Below are 17,459 nucleotides of genomic sequence, written 5' to 3'. Positions count from 1 at the left end.
TACATTCTCCGGAGCCCGGGGAATAGGTAGTGTACGGGTATGCAGACACGTGAGCTGGCCGTCGAAGGCGCATTCGAATTCACCCCGACGGTCTACCCCGACAGCCGTGGGGTGTTTGTTTCCCCGTTCCAGGAGCCCGCTTTCGAGGCGGCCGTCGGGCGCAAGCACTCCGTGGCGCAGACCAACCACAACCGCTCCGCGAAGGGTGTCGTGCGCGGCATCCACTTCACCAGGACGCCCCCCGGCCAGGCGAAGTACGTCTACTGCGCGCGCGGCAGGGCGCTGGACGTCGTGGTCGACCTGCGGCTGGGCTCGCCGACCTTCGGCAAGTGGGACGTGGTGGAGATGGACGACGTGTCCTTCCGATCCATGTACTTCCCGGTCGGCGTCGGGCACGCGTTCGTGGCGCTCGAGGACAACACGGTGATGTCGTACGTGGTCACCAGCTTCTACGACCCGGCGAACGAGCTGTCGATCAACCCGCTGGACGCCGACCTCGCGCTGCCGTGGCCGAAGGACCTCGACTACCTGCTCTCCGACCGCGACACCGCGGCGCCGAGCTTCAAAGAGGCAGAGGCCCAGGGGCTGCTGCCCAAGTACTCCGACTGCCTCGAACTCTGAGTCCTTTCCGGGGTGCGCGAAGCCCTTGACCTGCACGTTAGGGGTTGTCGGGTGGTCTGGGCCGTGATTGCGTCGGTCCATGACCATCACCGACCGATTCGCCCGCCCCCGTGTGGCGGTGCTCGGCGCGACGGGCTGCGTCGGCAGGCAGGTCTGCGCGGCCTTCGCCGACGCCGACTACGAGGTGATCGCGGTGGCCAGGCGGTTCGCCCCGCAGATCGCCGGCTACCGCTACCGGTCGCTGGACGTGGGCGGCGCGGACGTGCCACGCCTGGCGCACATGCTCACGGCGGAGCGGGTGCGGGTGGTCGTCAACGCCACCGGCGGGTGGGGCAGCACGGAGCAGGAGATGACCTACTCCCACGTGGGCCTGGTGAAACGCCTGGTCGAGGCGGTGGCCGAGGTGCCGCAACGGCCTCGGCTGGTGCACGTGGGCACGATCCACGAGTACGGCCCGGCCGCCCCCGGCACGGTGATCGACGAGGACGTCGTGCCCGCCCCGACCACGATGTACGCGCGGACGAAGCTCGCCGGCTCCGAGGAGGTGCTGCGCGCGACCGCCGCCGGGGACGTGGACGGCGTGGTGCTGCGGGTGGTGAACGTCTTCGGCCCGCACCCCTCCCCTGCGAGCTTCCTCGGCGCGCTCTCCGCCAAGCTGCGCACGGTTTCACCTGGTCAGCCGCTTGAGCTGAGCATCGCGGAGGCTCGGCGGGACTACGTGGACGCCCGCGACGCGGCCGAGGCCGTGCTGCGCGCCGCACACGCCGGAGTGACCGGCGAGGTGATCAACATCGGTCGCGGCAGCGCGATCGACCTGCGGGATCTGGTGTACGGCCTGGTCGAGGCGGCCGGTCTCGACGCGGGTGCGGTGCGCGAGCTGGGCGCGCAGGTCACCAGCAAGGGCGGCGACTGGACGCTGTCGAGCACCGACAAGGCGCGCGAGCTGCTGGGCTGGCGGGCGGCGGTGCCCGTGGCGGAGTCCGTGCGGGCGATGCTCGGCGCGCTCCCGGTGTCCGCCTGATTGTTTTTGCTCCCCCTAACCCCACCCCTATTCTCCGGCGGGTGGGGCCGTTGATTTCGAATTCGCCATAGGGTGGGGTCACGAAATTGCCTTCCGGAGAACGGCGTTACTCCAGCGGACGAAGGACTATCCCGTGACCGAGACTTCGACCCACTCCGCCGTAGCGCTGCGCACCGCGGACGCCACCATCGCGCTGCGGATCGCCGAGTCCGCGCTGACCGTCGACGGCCGCACCTCCATGGCCGACTTCCGCACGTGGTTCACCGACTGCGGCACCCGCAACTACACCGAGGTGGACCGGGTCCCGCTGGACCGCCTCGCGAACTGGGCGGCCGATCCGGTCACGGGCAACATCGGCCACTCCAGCGGCAAGTTCTTCGTCGTGGAGGGCCTGGAGATCGAGCGGCCCGGGCACTGGGTCGAGCACTGGTCGCAGCCGATCATCAACCAGCCGGAGATCGGCATCCTGGGCATCGTCGTCAAGGAGTTCGACGGCGTGCTGCACTGCCTGATGCAGGGCAAGGTGGAGCCCGGCAACTGCAACGGCGTGCAGCTCTCGCCGACCGTGCAGGCCACGCGCAGCAACTACACCCGCGTGCACAAGGGCAAGCCCGTCCCCTACCTCGAATACTTCATGGAAACCAAGCAGCACAAGGTGATCGCCGATGTGCTCCAGTCCGAGCAGGGCTCGTGGTTCTTCCAGAAGCGCAACCGCAACATGGTCGTCGAGGTCACCGAGGACGTCGAGCTGCTCGAAGACTTCTGCTGGCTGACGCTCGGCCAGCTGCACCAGCTGCTCCGCGAGGACGACCTGGTGAACATGGACGCGCGCACCGTGCTGTCGTGCCTGCCGTTCTCCGGCACCGACCTCGCGACGCTGCTGCCCGACACCGAGCGCGACGCCTTCACCACCTCGATCATGCGCTCGTGCACCGAGAGCGAGGGCGCGGTCCACACCACCGACGAGATCCTGAGCTGGATCACCGGTGCGCGCACCCGCCACGACATCACCGCGAACCGCGTCCCCCTCAAGGGGATCGACCAGTGGAAGCACACCGACGCGGGCATCTCGCACGAGACCGGCCGCTTCTTCAACGTGATCGGCATCGACGTGCGCGCCGGTGGCCGCGAGGTGCTCCAGTGGTCGCAACCGATGCTGGAGCCCAGTGGCGACGGCCTCTCCGCGTTCCTGGTGAAGCGCTTCGGCGGGGTCCTGCACGCCCTGGTGCACGCCCGCGTCGAGCCCGGCTACCTCGACGTCGTCGAGCTGGCACCGACCGTGCAGTGCACCGTGGACAACTACATGCACATGCCGCCGAGCGACCGGCTACCGTTCCTCGACACGCTGCGCACCGCGCCCGAGTCGCAGATCCGTTACGACACAATGCTTTCCGAGGAAGGCGGTCGCTTCTACCACGCCAGGACCCGCTACCTGGTCGTGGAGACCGAGGAGGACGTCGACCTCGACGCCCACCCCGACCACCGCTGGCTCCCCCTGCACCAACTGGTCGGCCTGCTCCGCCACAGCCACTACGTCAACGTCCAGGCGCGCAGCCTCGTGGCCTGCATGCACTCCCTCTTCGCCCCGCACACCACCCCCTGATCCGTTTTCGCCGTGCGTGCGGACCGGGAGTCAGATCGGGCCCAGTAGCCAGTTGGTGGAGTCGCTCGGGTCGGTGCTGGTGAGGAACGCGCGCGCGTCGTCGATGAGTTCGTCGAGCGAGATCACGCCGTCGCCGTCCAGGTCGATCTTCGCGAGCACGGCGTCCGCCTGGTCGCCGTTGCCGACCGAGGCCTGGAAGCGGCGGAACTCCTTGGCGCTGACCGCGTCGCTGCCGTCGGTGTCCATGAGGGTGAACGCCGTCTGGACGAGCGGGCGCAGCACCTTGTCGAAGGTGGCCGGGTCGCCGAGCGCCAGCGCGCCGAAGCCGCTGAGGAACTCCTCCCTGCTGACCTGGCCGTCCTCGTCGTGGTCGAGCGAGCTGGTGAGCGCCTTCCAGAAGGAGTCCCAGCACTCGCCGACCGCCACCCCCTTCGCCGAGGCGGGATCGACCTCGAAGGCGTTGAGGTAGCGCCGCTTCATCCGCTGCACGTCGGCCTTCTCGACGTAGCCGTTGCGGTCGTTGTCGTACAGGCTGAAGATCTTGTTGTACTTCCTGGCCAGGATGTCGGCGACCATGGGTTCTCCTGCTGCTGGGCGTGGGTGCGGCCGATCCCCGACGCTAGGCCCAGAGCCCCCGCCATCGGATGATCATCACCCGAAATCCCATCAACACTGCCCGATCCGCGCAACCGGCTCCAGGCAACACCCACCTCTGGAGAACCCGCCGTCTCCGCACGTGCGCCGGCCCCCGCAGAGCTGCGGACGCCGAGGTACAGGGCGGTTAACGATGATCAACAAGGGGGTTTGGGGTACTTGAAGACACCCCAACCCCACCAGCGGCACCGACACGCCCTACGTGCGGTGGGTGGTGGTGAGGGTTTCGAGGGTGGAGATGATGTCGTTGGGGGTGGGCGTTTCGAGGATGCCCTGGCGGAGGTGCTTGGCGCCCTCGGCGAAGGTGGACTCCTCGGTCAGCCGCCGCACGCCCTCGCGCAGGCTCTCCGCGGTGGTCTGCGTGGGGTGCGAGTAGAGGCCCGCGCCTGCCTTCTCGGTGAGCTTGGCCTTGATCCACATGTCGGCCATGCGGATGGGCAGGATGAACTGCGGCACTCCGTAGAGCGCGGCGGTCGACCACGTGCCGAAACCACCGTGGTGCACCGCTGCGGAACACGTCGGCAGCACGGCGTGCATCGGCACGAAGTCGACGACGCGCGCGTTGGGCGGGAGCGTGCCCACCAAATCGCGCTCCTGGGAGCTCAGCGTCGCGACGATCTCGACGTCGAGGTCGGCGAGCGCCTCGAAGGACTCCTTCAGCGGCACGAAGGTGCCACCGAGCGCCTTGGCGAAGGACATGCCGGGGGTGAGCAGGACGCGGCGCCGCTCCTGGGGCTCGTTGAGCCACGAAGGGATCACCGAGCGGCCGTTGTACGGCGTGTACCGCATCGCGACCCTGTTGACGTTCAAGGGAAGCTGGATGCTGGACGGCACCTGGTCGATGGTGAACTGACCGCTGACGACGTCCTCGTGGAAGTCCGAGCCGAAGCGCGCGAGGTGCCCGCCGAGCCAGTCGGCCATGGGGTCGGTCTGCGCCTCAGCGGGCTGCTGGTCCTTGAGTTGCAGGAACACCTCGCGCATCGCGCCGTAGACGTCCACGGCCCAGTTGAGCCGCGCGTGCGCCGCCCCGACCACCCGCGCCGCGACACCGCCGGCGAAGGTGATCGGGTCCCACAGCACCAGATCCGGCTTCCAGAACCGCGAGAACTCGACGAGGTCGTCGAGCAACGTGTCGTTGTACGGCGTGAACGCGTACTCGACCGCGATCTGGTAGCGCAGCAACAGGGTCTCCCACTGCTGCTTGTCCAGGTACGGTTCGCTCCAGTCGGAGAACTCGTTCTCGATCGTCTCCTGCTCGGCGAGCATCTCGTGCACGGTGTGCTCGGTACCGATCGGCACCGCCGACAGCCCCGCGTTGGTGATGGTGTCGGTCACCCCAGGGGCGCTGGCCACGCGCACCTCGTGGCCGGCGTTGGTCAGCGCCCACGCCAGCGGCGCCATGGTCAGAACGTGCGACTTCTCCGAGACGGTCGCGAACAGTACGCGCATGACTGGACTTCTCCCACTGCTCAGACGGTGGCGAGAACTTCCCGCACCGCGGCGATGACCTTCTCCTGCGTGCCGATCGGCAGCGTCGGGTACATGGGGAGCGAGAAGATCTCCTTGGCGAGCTTCTCGGTCACCGGGAGCGACCCCTCCTCGTAGCCCAGCTTGTGGAAGCCGGTCTGCCGGTGGACCGGCCAGGGGTAGCTGATGTTGAGGTGGATGTCGTAGGCCTTCAACGCCTCGATGATCGCGTCCCGCTTGGGGTGGCGGACCACGTAGACGTAGTAGACGTGCTCGTTGCCCGGGTTCACCTTGGGCAGCACCAGATCGGTGTCGCCGAGCCCTTCGAGGTAGCGCTGAGCCACGTCGCGGCGGCCCTGCGCGTAGTCGTCGAGCCGGGTGAGCTTGCGGCGCAGGATCTCCGCGTGCAGCTCGTCCAGGCGCGCGTTGTGCCCGGGCGTGGAGACCACGAAGTAGGTCGTCTCCATGCCGTAGTAGCGCAGCCGCCGCAGGTTGCCCGCGATCTCCTCGTCGGAGGTGATCGTGGCGCCGCCGTCGCCGTAGGCGCCGAGGACCTTGGTGGGGTAGAAGGAGAACGCGGCCGCCTTGCCCATCGTGCCCGCGATCTTGCCGTGGTGGCGGGCGGCGTGGGACTGGGCGCAGTCCTCCAGGATCGGGATGCCGTGCCGGTCGGCGATCTCCTGCAAGGGCGCCATGTCGACGCACTGGCCGTACAGGTGCACCGGCAGCAGGGCCTTGGTCTTGGGCGTGATCTTGGCTTCCACCTGACCCACGTCCATCAGGTAGTCGTCCTCGTGCACGTCCACGAACACCGGGATCGCGCCGATCTGGTCGATCGCGATGACGGTGGGCGCGGCGGTGTTGGACACCGTGATGACCTCGTCACCCGGACCGACGCCCAGGGCGCGCAGCCCGAGCACGATCGCGTTGGTGCCGTTGTCCACGCTGATGGTGTGGTCGACGCCGTGGTAGGCCGAGTACTCCTCCTCGAAGCCGCGCACGCTGTTGCCCAGCACGAGCTGCCCGGACCGGAAGACCGTCTCCACCGCGTCGTGGATGTCTTCGCGCTCCTGCTCGTATTCGAGCATGTAGTCCCAGACACGAGTAACCATGGGTACGCAGAACCTCCAAGCCAGCGACCGCCGCCGTCCGGTCAGCCAATCTCAGCGACGTGGTGACAACAACCCCTAGGCACCCCAGAAACCCGCACCGGTCTTGCGGCCCAGGCGACCCAGCTCGACGAGCCTGGTCAGCAGGGTCGCGGGCTTCACGTCGGGGTCGTAGTTGATTTCGTGCAGGCGCCACTGGATCGCCTCGGAGATGTCCAGACCGATGGTGTCCAGCAACGTGAAGGGCCCCATCGGATATCCGAATCCGCTCTCGATCGCGGCGTCCAGCCCGGGTACCGTCGCCGCCCCCGACTCCACGAGCCTGATGGCGTCGTTGAGGTAGGGGAACAGCAGGTAGTTGACGATGAACCCGGCGCGGTCGGAACAGTCCACTGTGGTCTTGCGCAGCCGGGATGCCAAGGCGTGCACGGAAGTCAGCACGTCGTCACCGGTGAACTCGGTGCGCGAGACCTCGACCAGCTTCATCGCGGGCGCCGGGTTGAAGAAGTGCATGCCCACCACGTCGGCGCGCCGCGTCGTCGCCTCGGCGCACGCGGTCACCGACAGGCTGGAGGTGGTGGTCGCCAGGATCGCGCCCTTCTTGCAGATCCCGTCCAGCTCCGCGAAGACCGCGGTCTTGACCTCGATCTCCTCCGCCGTCGCCTCGATGACCAGGTCGCAGTCGGCGACCGCGGCCCGCGAGGCGCTGGGGATGAGCAGCGACAGCGCCGCGCGGCGCTGGTCCGGCGTGACCCGACCACGCCTGACCGCGCGCACCAGCGATTCGTCGACGGCCCGCACGGCGGCGTCGGCCTTGTGCTCGTCCCTGGCCACCAGCACCGTTTCCAGTCCGGCCTGGGTGATCACCTGGGCGATGCCGCGCGCCATCGTGCCGGAGCCGACAACGCCGACGCGCTTGATCTCGCGCGCCAGCGCGGCGCCGCCGCGGTCGGAGCGCTCGGGCTCCGAGTCGATCTCCCCCGCCGGGGAGTAGGTGTAGAAGCCCTGTCCCGCCTTGCGCCCGAGCAGCCCGCCCTCGACCATCCGGTTCAGCAGCCCGGTCGGCGCGTGCGTGGCGATGCCGGTGCGCTCGTGCAGGTCGGTGAGCGCGCGCTGCGCCACGTCGAGCCCGATGCGGTCGAGCAGCGCGAGCGGTCCGGTCGGCAGACCGCAGCCGAGCCGCATCGCGGTGTCGATGTCCTCCCGCGTGGCGTAGCCGACCTCGTACAGGGCGACCGAGCGGTTCAGGTACGCCAGCACGAGATCCCACGCGTGCCCGCGCGCCGCGCCCAGGTCCTTCTGCGCGATCGGCAGCAGTTCGAGCAGTTCCTTGGCCTTCGCCGCGGCCTCAGCGCTCGACATGGCCGTGACGACCAGCTCGACGCCGGTGCGCTCGGCGGGCGGAGCCAGGAAGGCGAGCCCGACGACCTGCCCGGGGCGGCCGGAGGCGACCGCGAGGGAGGCCAGCGACAGCGAGGCGGTGGTGCTGACCAGAACGGTGCCGGGCTGGCAGGTCTCAGCGATCGCGCGCAGCACCAGCGCCTTGCGCTCGTAGTGCTCCGGAACCGCCTCGATCACCACCTCGGCCGCGCTCAGCGCGGAGATGTCGTTGCCCAGCAACACAGATCCGGGTGCGCGGCCACGGGCGCGGGTCACCGCGCCGGGGTCGCAGTCCACGCCGAGGACGTCGATGCCCGCTCCGCTGAGCAGTTCGACGAGTGACTGGCCGACCGAGCCGAGGCCGACAACACCGACCGGGCCGAAACTGGCGTGCTGAGCTGTCATGGCGCCGATGCCTCTCAGTGGCTGTGCTGCTGGAATCGGGTGATCTGCGAGACGTGCCGCGCGCGCAGCTCCTGGTCGGTGACGCCGAGACCGGGCGACGGTGCGAGGCCGAGCACGCCGACCTTGCCGCTGTGCTGGTTCGCGTGGACCTCGCTGGTCGCACGCCCCGTCTCCGCCAACGGGTACACAGTGGACAGTGTCGGGTGGATCATTCCCTTGGCGATCAAGCGGTTCGCCTCCCACGCCTCGCGGTAGTTCGCGAAGTGCGAGCCGACGATCTTCTTCAGGTGCATCCACAGGTAGCGGTTGTCGTAGCTGTGCTCGAAGCCCGACGTGGACGCGCAGGTGACCACGGTCCCGCCGCGCCGGGTGACGAACACGCTGGCGCCGAAGGTCTCCCGGCCCGGGTGCTCGTAGACGACGTCGGGGTCCTCGCCACCGGTCAGCTCACGGATCTTGGCGCCGAAGCGCTTCCACTCGCGCGGGTCCTGCTCGCGCTCGTTCTTCCAGAACTTGTAGCCCTCGGCGGAGCGGTCGATCACCAGCTCCGCGCCCATGGAGCGCACCAGTTCGGCCTTCTCCGGGCTGGACACCACGCACACCGGGATGCCGCCGCCGTTGAGCACGATCTGCGTGGCGTAGGAGCCCAAACCACCCGCGGCGCCCCAGATCAGCACCACGTCGCCCTGCTTCATCCGCGCGCCGTTGGCGGAGACGAGCTGGCGGTAGGCGGTGGAGTTCACCAGCCCGGACGCCGCCGCCTCCTCCCACGTGAGGTGCGCGGGCTTGGGCATCAGCTGGTTGGCCTTCACGACGGTCAGCTGCGCGAGGCCGCCGTAGTTGGTCTCGAAGCCCCAGATCCGCTGCTCCGGGTCGAGCATCGAGTCGTCGTGGCCGTCCGGCGAGTTCAGCTGCACGTCGAGGCAGTGCGCGACCACGCGCGCACCGGGCTGCCACCCGCGCACGCCGGAGCCGGTGCGCAGCACGATCCCGGACAGGTCGGAGCCGACCACGTGGAAGGGCTGGTCGTGGTGCTCGGCGCCGGGAACGGCGCGGGCGTAGCGCTTGAGGAAGCCGAAGGTCGGCATCGGCTCGAAGATCGAGGTCCAGACGGTGTTGTAGTTGATCGCGCTGGCCATCACCGCGACCAGCACCTCGTCCGGGCCGATCTGCGGGGTGGGGACCGGCTGCACGTGCAGGGACTTCACCGGGTCCTTGTCCCGGGTGTCCATGCCGGCAAACATCTCGGACTCCTCGGCGAGCACCACCGCGCCGAGATAGCTCTCCGGGATCGGCACCGCGGCGAAGTCCGCGGCGTCGGCGTCCTCGGAGAGGACCGCGTCGACGATCTCCTGCACGACGGTTCCTCCGGGCTGTCGGAGGGTGCGTCGGCGCGACGTAACCGCAGGTCAGGCTATGACCGCGCTGAAGCCCCCAGTTTCATGCATACGCATACACGCGCCTGCCTCATCGACAGTAGCCAGCGCTCCGGCGCCGCCGTCACCCCTAGAACACGGGACTTCGCCCCTAACAAAAGGGGGTTCTCCTACACATTTCCCCTTATCCGCCACCGGCCGGTTCCGCAACCCCTCAAGGCGACACACGGGAGAACCGGACAAAAAGAACGGCGCGGGACGAGTCGGCCCGGGAGATTAGGGGGGCGTATCCCCCCGGGCGTCGCCGTCCCGCGCCGGGCCCCGCGAAGGGGCGTCCTTGCGGAGTGGCCGTCTACAACCAGCCGCGTTCCTCCGAGATCCGGTAGGCCTCGCCCCTGGTCCGGGCGCCGGTCTTGCCGATGGCCGAGGACAGGTGGTTGCGCACCGTGCCCTCGGTCAGGTGCAGCGCCTTGGCCACCTTCGCCACCGTGCTGCCGTCGGCGACCGCGCCGAGCACCTCGCGCTCCCGCACGGTCAACGGGTTCGGCCCGGTGGCCAGCGACTCCGCCGCGAGCACGGGGTCCACGACGCGCAGGCCGTTGTACACCCGGCGCACCGCGTCCACCAACTGCTCCGGCGGGGCGTCCTTGACGATGAAGCCGGACGCTCCCGCGGCCATGGCCCGCACGAGGTAGCCGGGCCTGCCGAAGGTGGTGCAGATGAGGATCTTGCAGTCGGGCAGCTCGGCGTGCAGCTCCTTCGCCGCGGCCAGGCCGTCCTTGCCCGGCATGTGCACGTCCAGCAGCACCACGTCGGGCGCGGACTGCCGCGCGGCGGGCAGCACGTCGTCACCGGAGCCGACCTGGGCCACGACGGTGATGTCCGGCTCCAGGTCCAGCATCGTCGCCAGTGCGCCGCGCACCAGCGCCTGGTCGTCGGCGACAAGAACCCGAATCACGCCTGTCCTCCCGTGCTCTCGACGGCATTCTCCGCCTCGGCGGGTGCCGGGGGGTGCTGGGGGTGTTCGGGAACGGGGGCGCTGGCCCTGAGCTGGAAGCCGCCCCTCGGCACGGCCCCGGCCTCCAGGGTGCCGCCGACCGCTTCCATCCGCTCGCTCAGTCCGCGCAGCCCGTTGCCGACCGCGTGGGCGGGGGCGCCGACCCCGTCGTCGGTGACGGTGATCCAGTCGTTGCCCAGCCGCACGCTCATCTTCTGCGCGCCCGAGTGCCGGACCACGTTGGTCACCGCTTCCCTGAGCACGTAACCGAAAACCTGCTGCAGTTCGGGCGCGACGTCGTCGACGGCGCGCGGCAGGTCGGCCTCGATGCCCGCGGCGCGCAACGTCTCGTTGGCCCCGGCCAGCTCACCGGAGAGTGTGACGACGCGGTACTCCGACACGGTCGCCCGCACGTCCGCGAGTGCTTGTCTGCCAAGCCTTTCCACGTCGCGGATCTCCGTCATGGCGCGGTCGAGGTCGTCCATCTCCAGCACGCGGCGGGCGAGCCCGGCCTTGAGGGTGATCGTGGTGAGGCTGTGCCCGAGGATGTCGTGCAGGTCCCTGGCGAAGCGGGCGCGCTCCTTGGCGACGGCGAACATCGCGATCTGGTCCCGCGCCTTCTTCAGCTCGACGTAGGCGTTCGCCAACCCCACCATCAGCGCCGCGGCCGCGGTCACCGAGAACAGCAGGACGAAATTGGGCAGCTGAGCCTCGAACTTGCCGAGGTGGATCGCGCTGACCGACAGCCCGACCAGCGTCACCAGGGTGACCACGATGGTGACCACCGGCGGCATCAGCGCGGCCACGATGCCCAGCGCGCAGATCAGCACCCAGGAGTTCTCCAGGCCGGTCAGCACCACGAAGGCGATGCCCATGGCCAGCAGCGCCAGGCACACCAGCACCTGGGAGGACCAGGAAACCTTGCGCGCCAGGGGAACCGCGAGAATGCAGGCGACGCTGTAGGAGACGCCGACGAAGGCCGCGAGCGCCCACAGCTGCGGGCGGGCCTCGCGGACCTGGCCGAGCGCGTCGATCCAGGCGGGGATCATCATCACGCTGAAGAGCACCGCGAGCGCCGGTGCGGCCTTCGACCCCTCGTCCGAATCCGGGGTGGTGGACCGCAACCCCGGTCCACCACCCCAGTCCAGCAGCTTGCGCATCATGACGGCGACACTAGATCAGGTGCGCGCGCTGTCGCGCTGGTAGCGCCACATGACACCGGCGCTGAGCACCACGGCCCAGCCGAGCAGCACCAGCGTGGGCGTCACCAGCGTGCCGTAGTTCGGCAGCACCCCGACCCGGCCGATCTCCGCCAGCCAGTAGCTGGGCACGAACTGCGCCAGGTCGTTCCACCACGGCGGCAGCATGTCCAGCGGCATGAACAGCCCGCCGAACATGGCCAGCAGCAACATGCCCACGATGACGAAGTTCTGCACGTTGTCCTTGTTGGACAGCTGGCCGATCAGCAGACCCATGATCGCGAACGGCAGCGAGCCGAGCCAGACGAACAGCGTGGCGTGCAGCCAGCCGACCGGGGTCAGCTGGACGTTCTCCACCAGCACCGCGACCACCGGCACCACGATCGCGGTCGGCAGCGCGACGGCCATGCCGACGGTGACCTTGCCGACCAGGAATCCCGCGCCGGACAAGGGGGTCAGCCGCAGCTGGCGCTGCCAGCCCGCCGTGCGCTCGTGCACCACGCGGGTGCCGATGAGCAGACCGGCGGTCATCACGCCCCACGCGCACAGGCCGACCATGATCGTCACCGGGTATTGCGCGGCGGCGGTTCCCGCACCGCCCTCCGCGCCCGCTCCGGCGACGTCCTTGAAGAGCATCATCTCCAGCAGGTAGAACATCGCCGGGAAGCCGATGGTGAACAGCAGCGTGCCTGGAGCGCGCAGCGCACGCCGGATCTCCAGACCGAGGTATCCGAGGTTCATGGCTGTCTCTACTCCCGCTCAGCTGTTGTTGAGGTTGCTGGTGAGCGTGATGAAAGCCTCGTCGAGGCTGACACCCGCGATCTCGATGTCCCGCGCGTTGGGGAACCGGGCCAGCAGCGCGCGCAGCGTGGTGTCGGAGCTGGAGCTGACGATCACCACCTTGTCGTGCCGGACGTCCACGTCGGCGACACCGGGCAGCGCCTCGATCTCGGCCTGGGTGGCGCCGGGGATCTTGGCGTGCAGGGTGCGACCTGCGGCCAGCGCCTGCACCTCGGCCACGGAGCCGTCCGCGACGATCTTGCCCGCCTTCATGAAGATGACCCGGTCGGCGAACTCCTCCGCCTCCTCCAGGTAGTGCGTCGCGAAGACCACGGTGCGACCGGCTGCGGTGAACTCCTGCATGGACAGCCAGAACTCGCGCCGGGTGCCCACGTCCATGGCGGCGGTCGGCTCGTCCAGGATCAGCAGGTCGGGGTCGCTGACCAGGGCGACGGCGTAGCGCACGCGCTGCTTCTGGCCGCCGGACAGGCGCGTGGAGCGGCGCTTGACCAGATCGGCGATGCCCGCGCGGCGCAGCGCCTCCTTGACCGGCATCGGCTTGCGGTGCAACGAGGCCACCATGCCGACCATCTCGCCGACCGTGGCGTCGTCCAGCAGCGCGCCGCTCTGCAGCATCGCGCCGATGGTGCCGTGGGAGACGGCCTCCTTCGGCGTCTTGCCGAAGATGGTCACCTCGCCGTGGTCCGGCTTGGTGAGCCCGAGGATCATGTCGACGGCGGTCGACTTGCCCGCCCCGTTGGGGCCGAGCAGCGCGACGACCTCGCCCGGGGCGATCGACAGATCGATGCCGTCGACCGCGCGGACCGCGCCGTAGTGCTTCTTCAGCCCGCTGATGTGGATCGCCGCACCGTTGCCGCCGGCCACACGCCGCCCGGTGCTCTCCGAAGCCAGAACCTCTTCCATGCCACTAACTATGGGCAAGGCACCGACAGTCCGCGTAGGCCGCCCGTCACGAGCTCCCGGTGACAGTTGTCATGCTCGTGCATGAATCCCTTTTCGCAGGTCAGGACCAGTGAAAGCAGCGTGGGACCCCCCGTCGCACGACAGGGGGTCCCACGATGGCCTGAACCTCTTCCGCTCAGCCCGGGTACACCGGTCTTCAAGTACGCCCAACCCCTCCGTGGTAGACGGAGGTAGGGGGCGGTTGAAGACCGTCGCGGGTGGGGTTTGCCGGTCTTGAAGACTGCTGAACCCGCTAGCTCGCCGCGGTGTCGGCCGTCTTCATGTCGAGCTGGAGCTCCCTCGGCAGCGCGGCGCGGCTGCCGACGTTGAGCTTGCGGTAGACCCGCGTCAGGTGCTGCTCCACCGTGCTCACCGTGATGTAGAGGTGCCGGGAGATCTCCCGGTTGGTGTAGCCGTGCGCGGCCAGCTCGGCGACCCTGCGCTCCGAGCTGGTCAGGCTGGACACCCGGGCCTGCGGCTCGTGCGCCTTCTCCTCGACCCGCTCGGCGCTGGGCCGCGACTCGGGCTCCAGCCGCTCCGCGTCCCCTCCCGAGGGGCGCAGCTGCATCGCGAGCTGTTCGGCGCGGTGCTTGAACATCCGCGCCTTCCCTGGCTCGTTCAGCGAGTGGTAGGTCTGCCCCAGCCCGTGCATGGCCTTGCTGAGCATGAACCGGTCGCCCGCCGCGTACAGCGAGTCGATGGCCTGCCGGAACACCGCGACCCGCTTGCCGACCTCCTTGGTCCTGGCGAGCAGGAACAGCGAGGTGCCGCGCGCGCGGTGGCTGGCGGCGCAGGTCAGGTCGAGCTGCTCGGTCAGCAGCTCCTGCGCCTTGGCCGCCTCGCCGAGCCGCAGGTGCACCTGTGCGGCGTCGGAGCGCCACGGCAGGAAGCTCGGCGAGTCCATCCCCCACTCCCGCATCAGCGCGCCGCAGAACTGGAAGTCCGCGAGCGCCGCCTGGAGCTGGTCGGTGGCCAGGTAGTAGTGACCGCGCGCCTGGAGGTACTGGAGCCCGAAACGGCTCTGGAACACCGAGTCCGGCACCTGGAACTCCAGCTGCTCGGCCGCCTTGTCGATCTCGCCCATGGCCAGCGTGGCCAGCGCGAGGGTCGCCAGCGGGCCGGCCGCCGCCACGCCCCAGCTCTGCCGGGGAATGCTGGCGAGCGCGCGCTCGGCGAACTGGCGAGCGGCGGGCAGATCTCCTTGCCGCAGAGCGATTTCCGCGCGAACACCGCTGAGCACGGCCTGCCAGGTGCGGACGCCGCGCGAGGCGGCCTCCTCCAGCAGTTCCTCGCACAGCGGCCCGGCCTTGTCCGTGCGCTCCCCGTAGACCAGGGCCAGCAGCGCCGACTCGACCGCCTCGATGGTGTTGTCGGAGAGCTTGGTGCGCTGGAGGAACTGCAACGCGCTCTCGGTGACCCGGTTGCCGGGGCCGTCGGTGAGCGCGCTGTGCAACGCGTTCGCCGCCTGCGCGCACCGGCTGACGTTCGCCGACGCGTACGGCTCGATGACCGGGAGCTGCTGCGCCCGCGCCACCACCGGCCGCAACGGCGGGTAGGAGTTGACCAGCAGCTGGCACGCGGAGCCGAACTGGAGCCCGACGCGCGAGCGGTCGGCGTGCGCCGTGCGCTCGATCGCCTCGGCGGCCCGGTCCACGCGGCCGTGCCACAGCAGGTAGCGCAGCAGCGTGCTGGCGTCGCCGTCGCCGAGCTGGTTGCGGGTGAACGCCTCGAACAGCGGCGTCAGATAGCGCAGCGCGGTTCCGGGGTTGAGCCGCCACTCCACCCTGGACAGCGCGGCCCTGATCCTGGCCAGCTGGTCGTCGTCGGTGCACCCGGCCTCGGCCAGCTCCAGGTAGCGCGACGCGTTCTCGGTGTCGTCCTCGACCAGCGCCCGCTCCGCCGCCTCCAGCAGCACCTCGGCCTCCCAGCTGGAGCCCGCCTGGCCGATCGCGACGAGGTGCGCCGCGATGCGCCCGGCCGGAGCGCCTTCCAGGTGGAGCAGTTGAGCCGCGCGGAAGTGCAAGTGCGCCCGGTGCTCGCGGTCGAGGTCGTCCAGCACCGCGGCGCGCCCCGCCGCGTGCCGGAAGGCCAGCGAACCGTCCAGCACGCCCATCGCGTCGAGCACGCCGAGCGCGGTGTCCACCGTCTCCGGGTCCGTGTCGAGAACCCTGCGCAGCAACACCTTCGCGTCCGCGACCGAGGAGGCCGCGAGCGTTCCGGAGGTCTCCAGGACGGCGGCTGCCCGCGCCACGTCCAGGGTCTGCTCCTCGCTGCGCTCAAGGCACGCGAGCACCGCCTGGCGGAACCCGTGGCCCGGCGCGCACTCCAAGGTCACACCCGCCGTCGTGGTCGCCACGACCGCCGTCTGCGCGTCGTCGATCAGCGCGCGCACGAGCAATGGATTACCGCCCGTGCAACGGAAGTAGTCCTCGGCGAGTCGGTCGGCCGCGTCGGCGCCCAGGTGCTCGGCGGTGACGGCGCGGACCGCGCTCTTCGAGAGGGTGCCGAGGCGGACCCTGCTGCAGATCCTGGAGCGCAGGGTCTCCGTGTGGAACACCGGGTGCACGGGGGCGGAGTGCGTGGACTCCGTGAGCACCATCATGATCCGCGAGCCCTGGAGGTGGTCCACCAGGTGCCGCAGGCAGTTCAGCGACGCGAAATCCGCGTACTGGATATCGTCGACGGTCACCAGGACCGGCGCGGTCCGCGCGAGTTCGGTGAGTGCGTCGGCCACATCCCGGACCAGGTTCAGCGGCAGGTGGTCAATCCCTTTGCCCATTCCCCCAGAATGGGCACCGGCACACCCGCCGACGCTTTTCGAACTGGCAAGGATGTTCTTGACGAGTGGCGCGTGCTCCTGATTCAGCGGAGCCCGCGACAATAGTTGGTGAAGCACCCCGAGCGGAATCGCCCGTTCCATCGGGGAGCCATTTGCGTTGAGGTGCAGAGCGCCCGAAGACGTCGAGTGCTCCACCATGCTGCGGAGTAGCTCGGTCTTACCGCTGGCGACACCGCCGCTCACGACCGCGACTCGCCCATTGCCGCGCATCGTGTCCGCGAACAGGCCTTTCAGGGTGCCCAGCTCCTGATCCCGCTCCACTAGTAACACGTACTCCACCTCCCCCAGCCACTCCCACCACGCGCCCTACGTGATGCTCGTCGAAGGCTGAAAATATGTTCCACCGAGCGGAGACACCGCGAGGTTACGTGATCGTCAACTAGCGCACTAGGGACTATCAATCTATCCACGGACAAACCTTGTGTAACACCTGGATGACGCGCGGGGAAGCATTTCCACTAGGTGCTGGACGACGTATCTGGCCCGACACCGGAGGTGGAGCGAGGGACCATTGCGACTGATGCACTCCAAAAGCCAACCAACAGCGTGCCTCACCCATGACAACTGTCACAGTGCCGGTTCAGCGTTTTCTATATAAAGGGATGCTTCTATAGTGGTTCCCCTAGCCCGGAAGGGTCTGCGGGACACGACACGGACACGATTTCACTGCGGACGGTGCCGAGCCGCCACCAGCGCGTCACCGCGCTCGGGGCCATTTCATCGCACTATTACGCCAGTTGGCCTACATCGTCATCCGGAAACGTCGTCCCAGGGGCCGCCAACCCTCGCCGGGGAGCGGGCCCCGCCGGACTGGAGGGCGGCCGTCAGGGGCGGGCGGGCCACCGCGCGGGGGCCGGGTGAATGCGGCGGCGCGGACAGTGGTAATAGCGCGGTCAATCACGAGGGTAAGAAAGCACGTTCCGGTAATCCGAACAGTCCTCGGATGGACCACCGTTCGTCGTCGCCGAAACGCACGTACCCGCTCACGGCGGGATCAACGCGAGCGCCGTGAGCGGGTACCGAGAGCGACCGAAATGAATGCACG

General features: G+C 69.1%; 13 protein-coding genes. 3 read left to right on the top strand and 10 right to left on the bottom strand.

Annotated features, from left to right (window positions below; all coding sequences use genetic code 11):
* Window positions 1-39 precede the first annotated feature (39 nt).
* The 3 genes from ABD798_RS22305 (at window position 40) to ABD798_RS22295 (ending at window position 3,245) form a co-directional block, all read left to right on the top strand.
* The gene (locus ABD798_RS22305) at window positions 40-621 is read left to right on the top strand and encodes a dTDP-4-dehydrorhamnose 3,5-epimerase family protein (protein ID WP_344877872.1); all 582 of its coding nucleotides are present in this window, start codon (window positions 40-42) and stop codon (window positions 619-621) included.
* Between the two features lie 79 nt (window positions 622-700).
* Window positions 701-1,642: an NAD-dependent epimerase/dehydratase family protein gene (locus tag ABD798_RS22300; protein ID WP_344877870.1), complete on the top strand. Its 942-nt coding sequence runs from the start codon at window positions 701-703 to the stop codon at window positions 1,640-1,642.
* A 133-nt stretch (window positions 1,643-1,775) separates the two neighbouring features.
* Complete coding sequence (locus ABD798_RS22295) at window positions 1,776-3,245, top strand: NDP-hexose 2,3-dehydratase family protein (RefSeq protein WP_344877868.1); 1,470 nt, start codon at window positions 1,776-1,778, stop codon at window positions 3,243-3,245.
* 30 nt (window positions 3,246-3,275) lie between these two features.
* Here ABD798_RS22295 and ABD798_RS22290 read toward each other — a convergent pair whose 3' ends face one another.
* The 10 genes from ABD798_RS22290 to ABD798_RS22245 all read right to left on the bottom strand — a co-directional run bounded on the left by ABD798_RS22290 (window position 3,276) and on the right by ABD798_RS22245 (window position 16,675).
* Window positions 3,276-3,821, bottom strand: coding sequence for an EF-hand domain-containing protein (locus ABD798_RS22290; RefSeq protein WP_344877866.1), 546 nt, complete (start codon window positions 3,819-3,821; stop codon window positions 3,276-3,278).
* A gap of 276 nt (window positions 3,822-4,097) precedes the next feature.
* Window positions 4,098-5,348 carry an activator-dependent family glycosyltransferase gene (locus tag ABD798_RS22285; RefSeq protein WP_344877864.1) on the bottom strand — a complete coding sequence of 417 codons (1,251 nt, stop codon included), beginning with the start codon at window positions 5,346-5,348 and terminating at the stop codon, window positions 4,098-4,100.
* Window positions 5,349-5,368: 20 nt separating this feature from the next.
* On the bottom strand, window positions 5,369-6,478 hold the full coding sequence (locus ABD798_RS22280) for a DegT/DnrJ/EryC1/StrS family aminotransferase (RefSeq protein WP_344877862.1): 1,110 nt from the start codon (window positions 6,476-6,478) through the stop codon (window positions 5,369-5,371).
* Window positions 6,479-6,553: 75 nt separating this feature from the next.
* Complete coding sequence (locus ABD798_RS22275; protein WP_344877860.1) at window positions 6,554-8,260, bottom strand: 3-hydroxyacyl-CoA dehydrogenase family protein; 1,707 nt, start codon at window positions 8,258-8,260, stop codon at window positions 6,554-6,556.
* A gap of 14 nt (window positions 8,261-8,274) precedes the next feature.
* A complete protein-coding gene (ccrA, locus tag ABD798_RS22270; RefSeq protein WP_344877858.1) occupies window positions 8,275-9,618 on the bottom strand; it encodes a crotonyl-CoA carboxylase/reductase in 1,344 nt (447 codons plus the stop codon).
* Between the two features lie 370 nt (window positions 9,619-9,988).
* Window positions 9,989-10,594 (bottom strand): response regulator transcription factor, encoded by a 606-nt coding sequence (locus tag ABD798_RS22265; protein ID WP_344877856.1) that lies wholly within the window; start codon window positions 10,592-10,594, stop codon window positions 9,989-9,991.
* Window positions 10,591-11,796: a sensor histidine kinase gene (locus tag ABD798_RS22260; RefSeq protein WP_344877854.1), complete on the bottom strand. Its 1,206-nt coding sequence runs from the start codon at window positions 11,794-11,796 to the stop codon at window positions 10,591-10,593. Before ABD798_RS22260 ends, ABD798_RS22265 begins: the two co-directional genes overlap by 4 nt.
* 15 nt (window positions 11,797-11,811) lie before the next feature.
* Window positions 11,812-12,573, bottom strand: a complete 762-nt coding sequence (locus ABD798_RS22255) for an ABC transporter permease (protein WP_344877852.1) — start codon at window positions 12,571-12,573, stop codon at window positions 11,812-11,814.
* 18 nt (window positions 12,574-12,591) lie between these two features.
* On the bottom strand, window positions 12,592-13,536 hold the full coding sequence (locus ABD798_RS22250) for an ABC transporter ATP-binding protein (protein ID WP_344877851.1): 945 nt from the start codon (window positions 13,534-13,536) through the stop codon (window positions 12,592-12,594).
* Between the two features lie 292 nt (window positions 13,537-13,828).
* Window positions 13,829-16,675 carry an ATP-binding protein gene (locus ABD798_RS22245; RefSeq protein WP_344878680.1) on the bottom strand — a complete coding sequence of 949 codons (2,847 nt, stop codon included), beginning with the start codon at window positions 16,673-16,675 and terminating at the stop codon, window positions 13,829-13,831.
* Between the last annotated feature and the right edge of the window lie 784 nt (window positions 16,676-17,459).

This window comes from Allokutzneria multivorans, from assembly GCF_039537405.1.
Taxonomy (GTDB): domain Bacteria; phylum Actinomycetota; class Actinomycetes; order Mycobacteriales; family Pseudonocardiaceae; genus Allokutzneria; species Allokutzneria multivorans.
The sequence above is the reverse complement of the archived record's forward strand: the minus strand, read 5'-3'. Positions and strand labels throughout refer to the sequence as shown.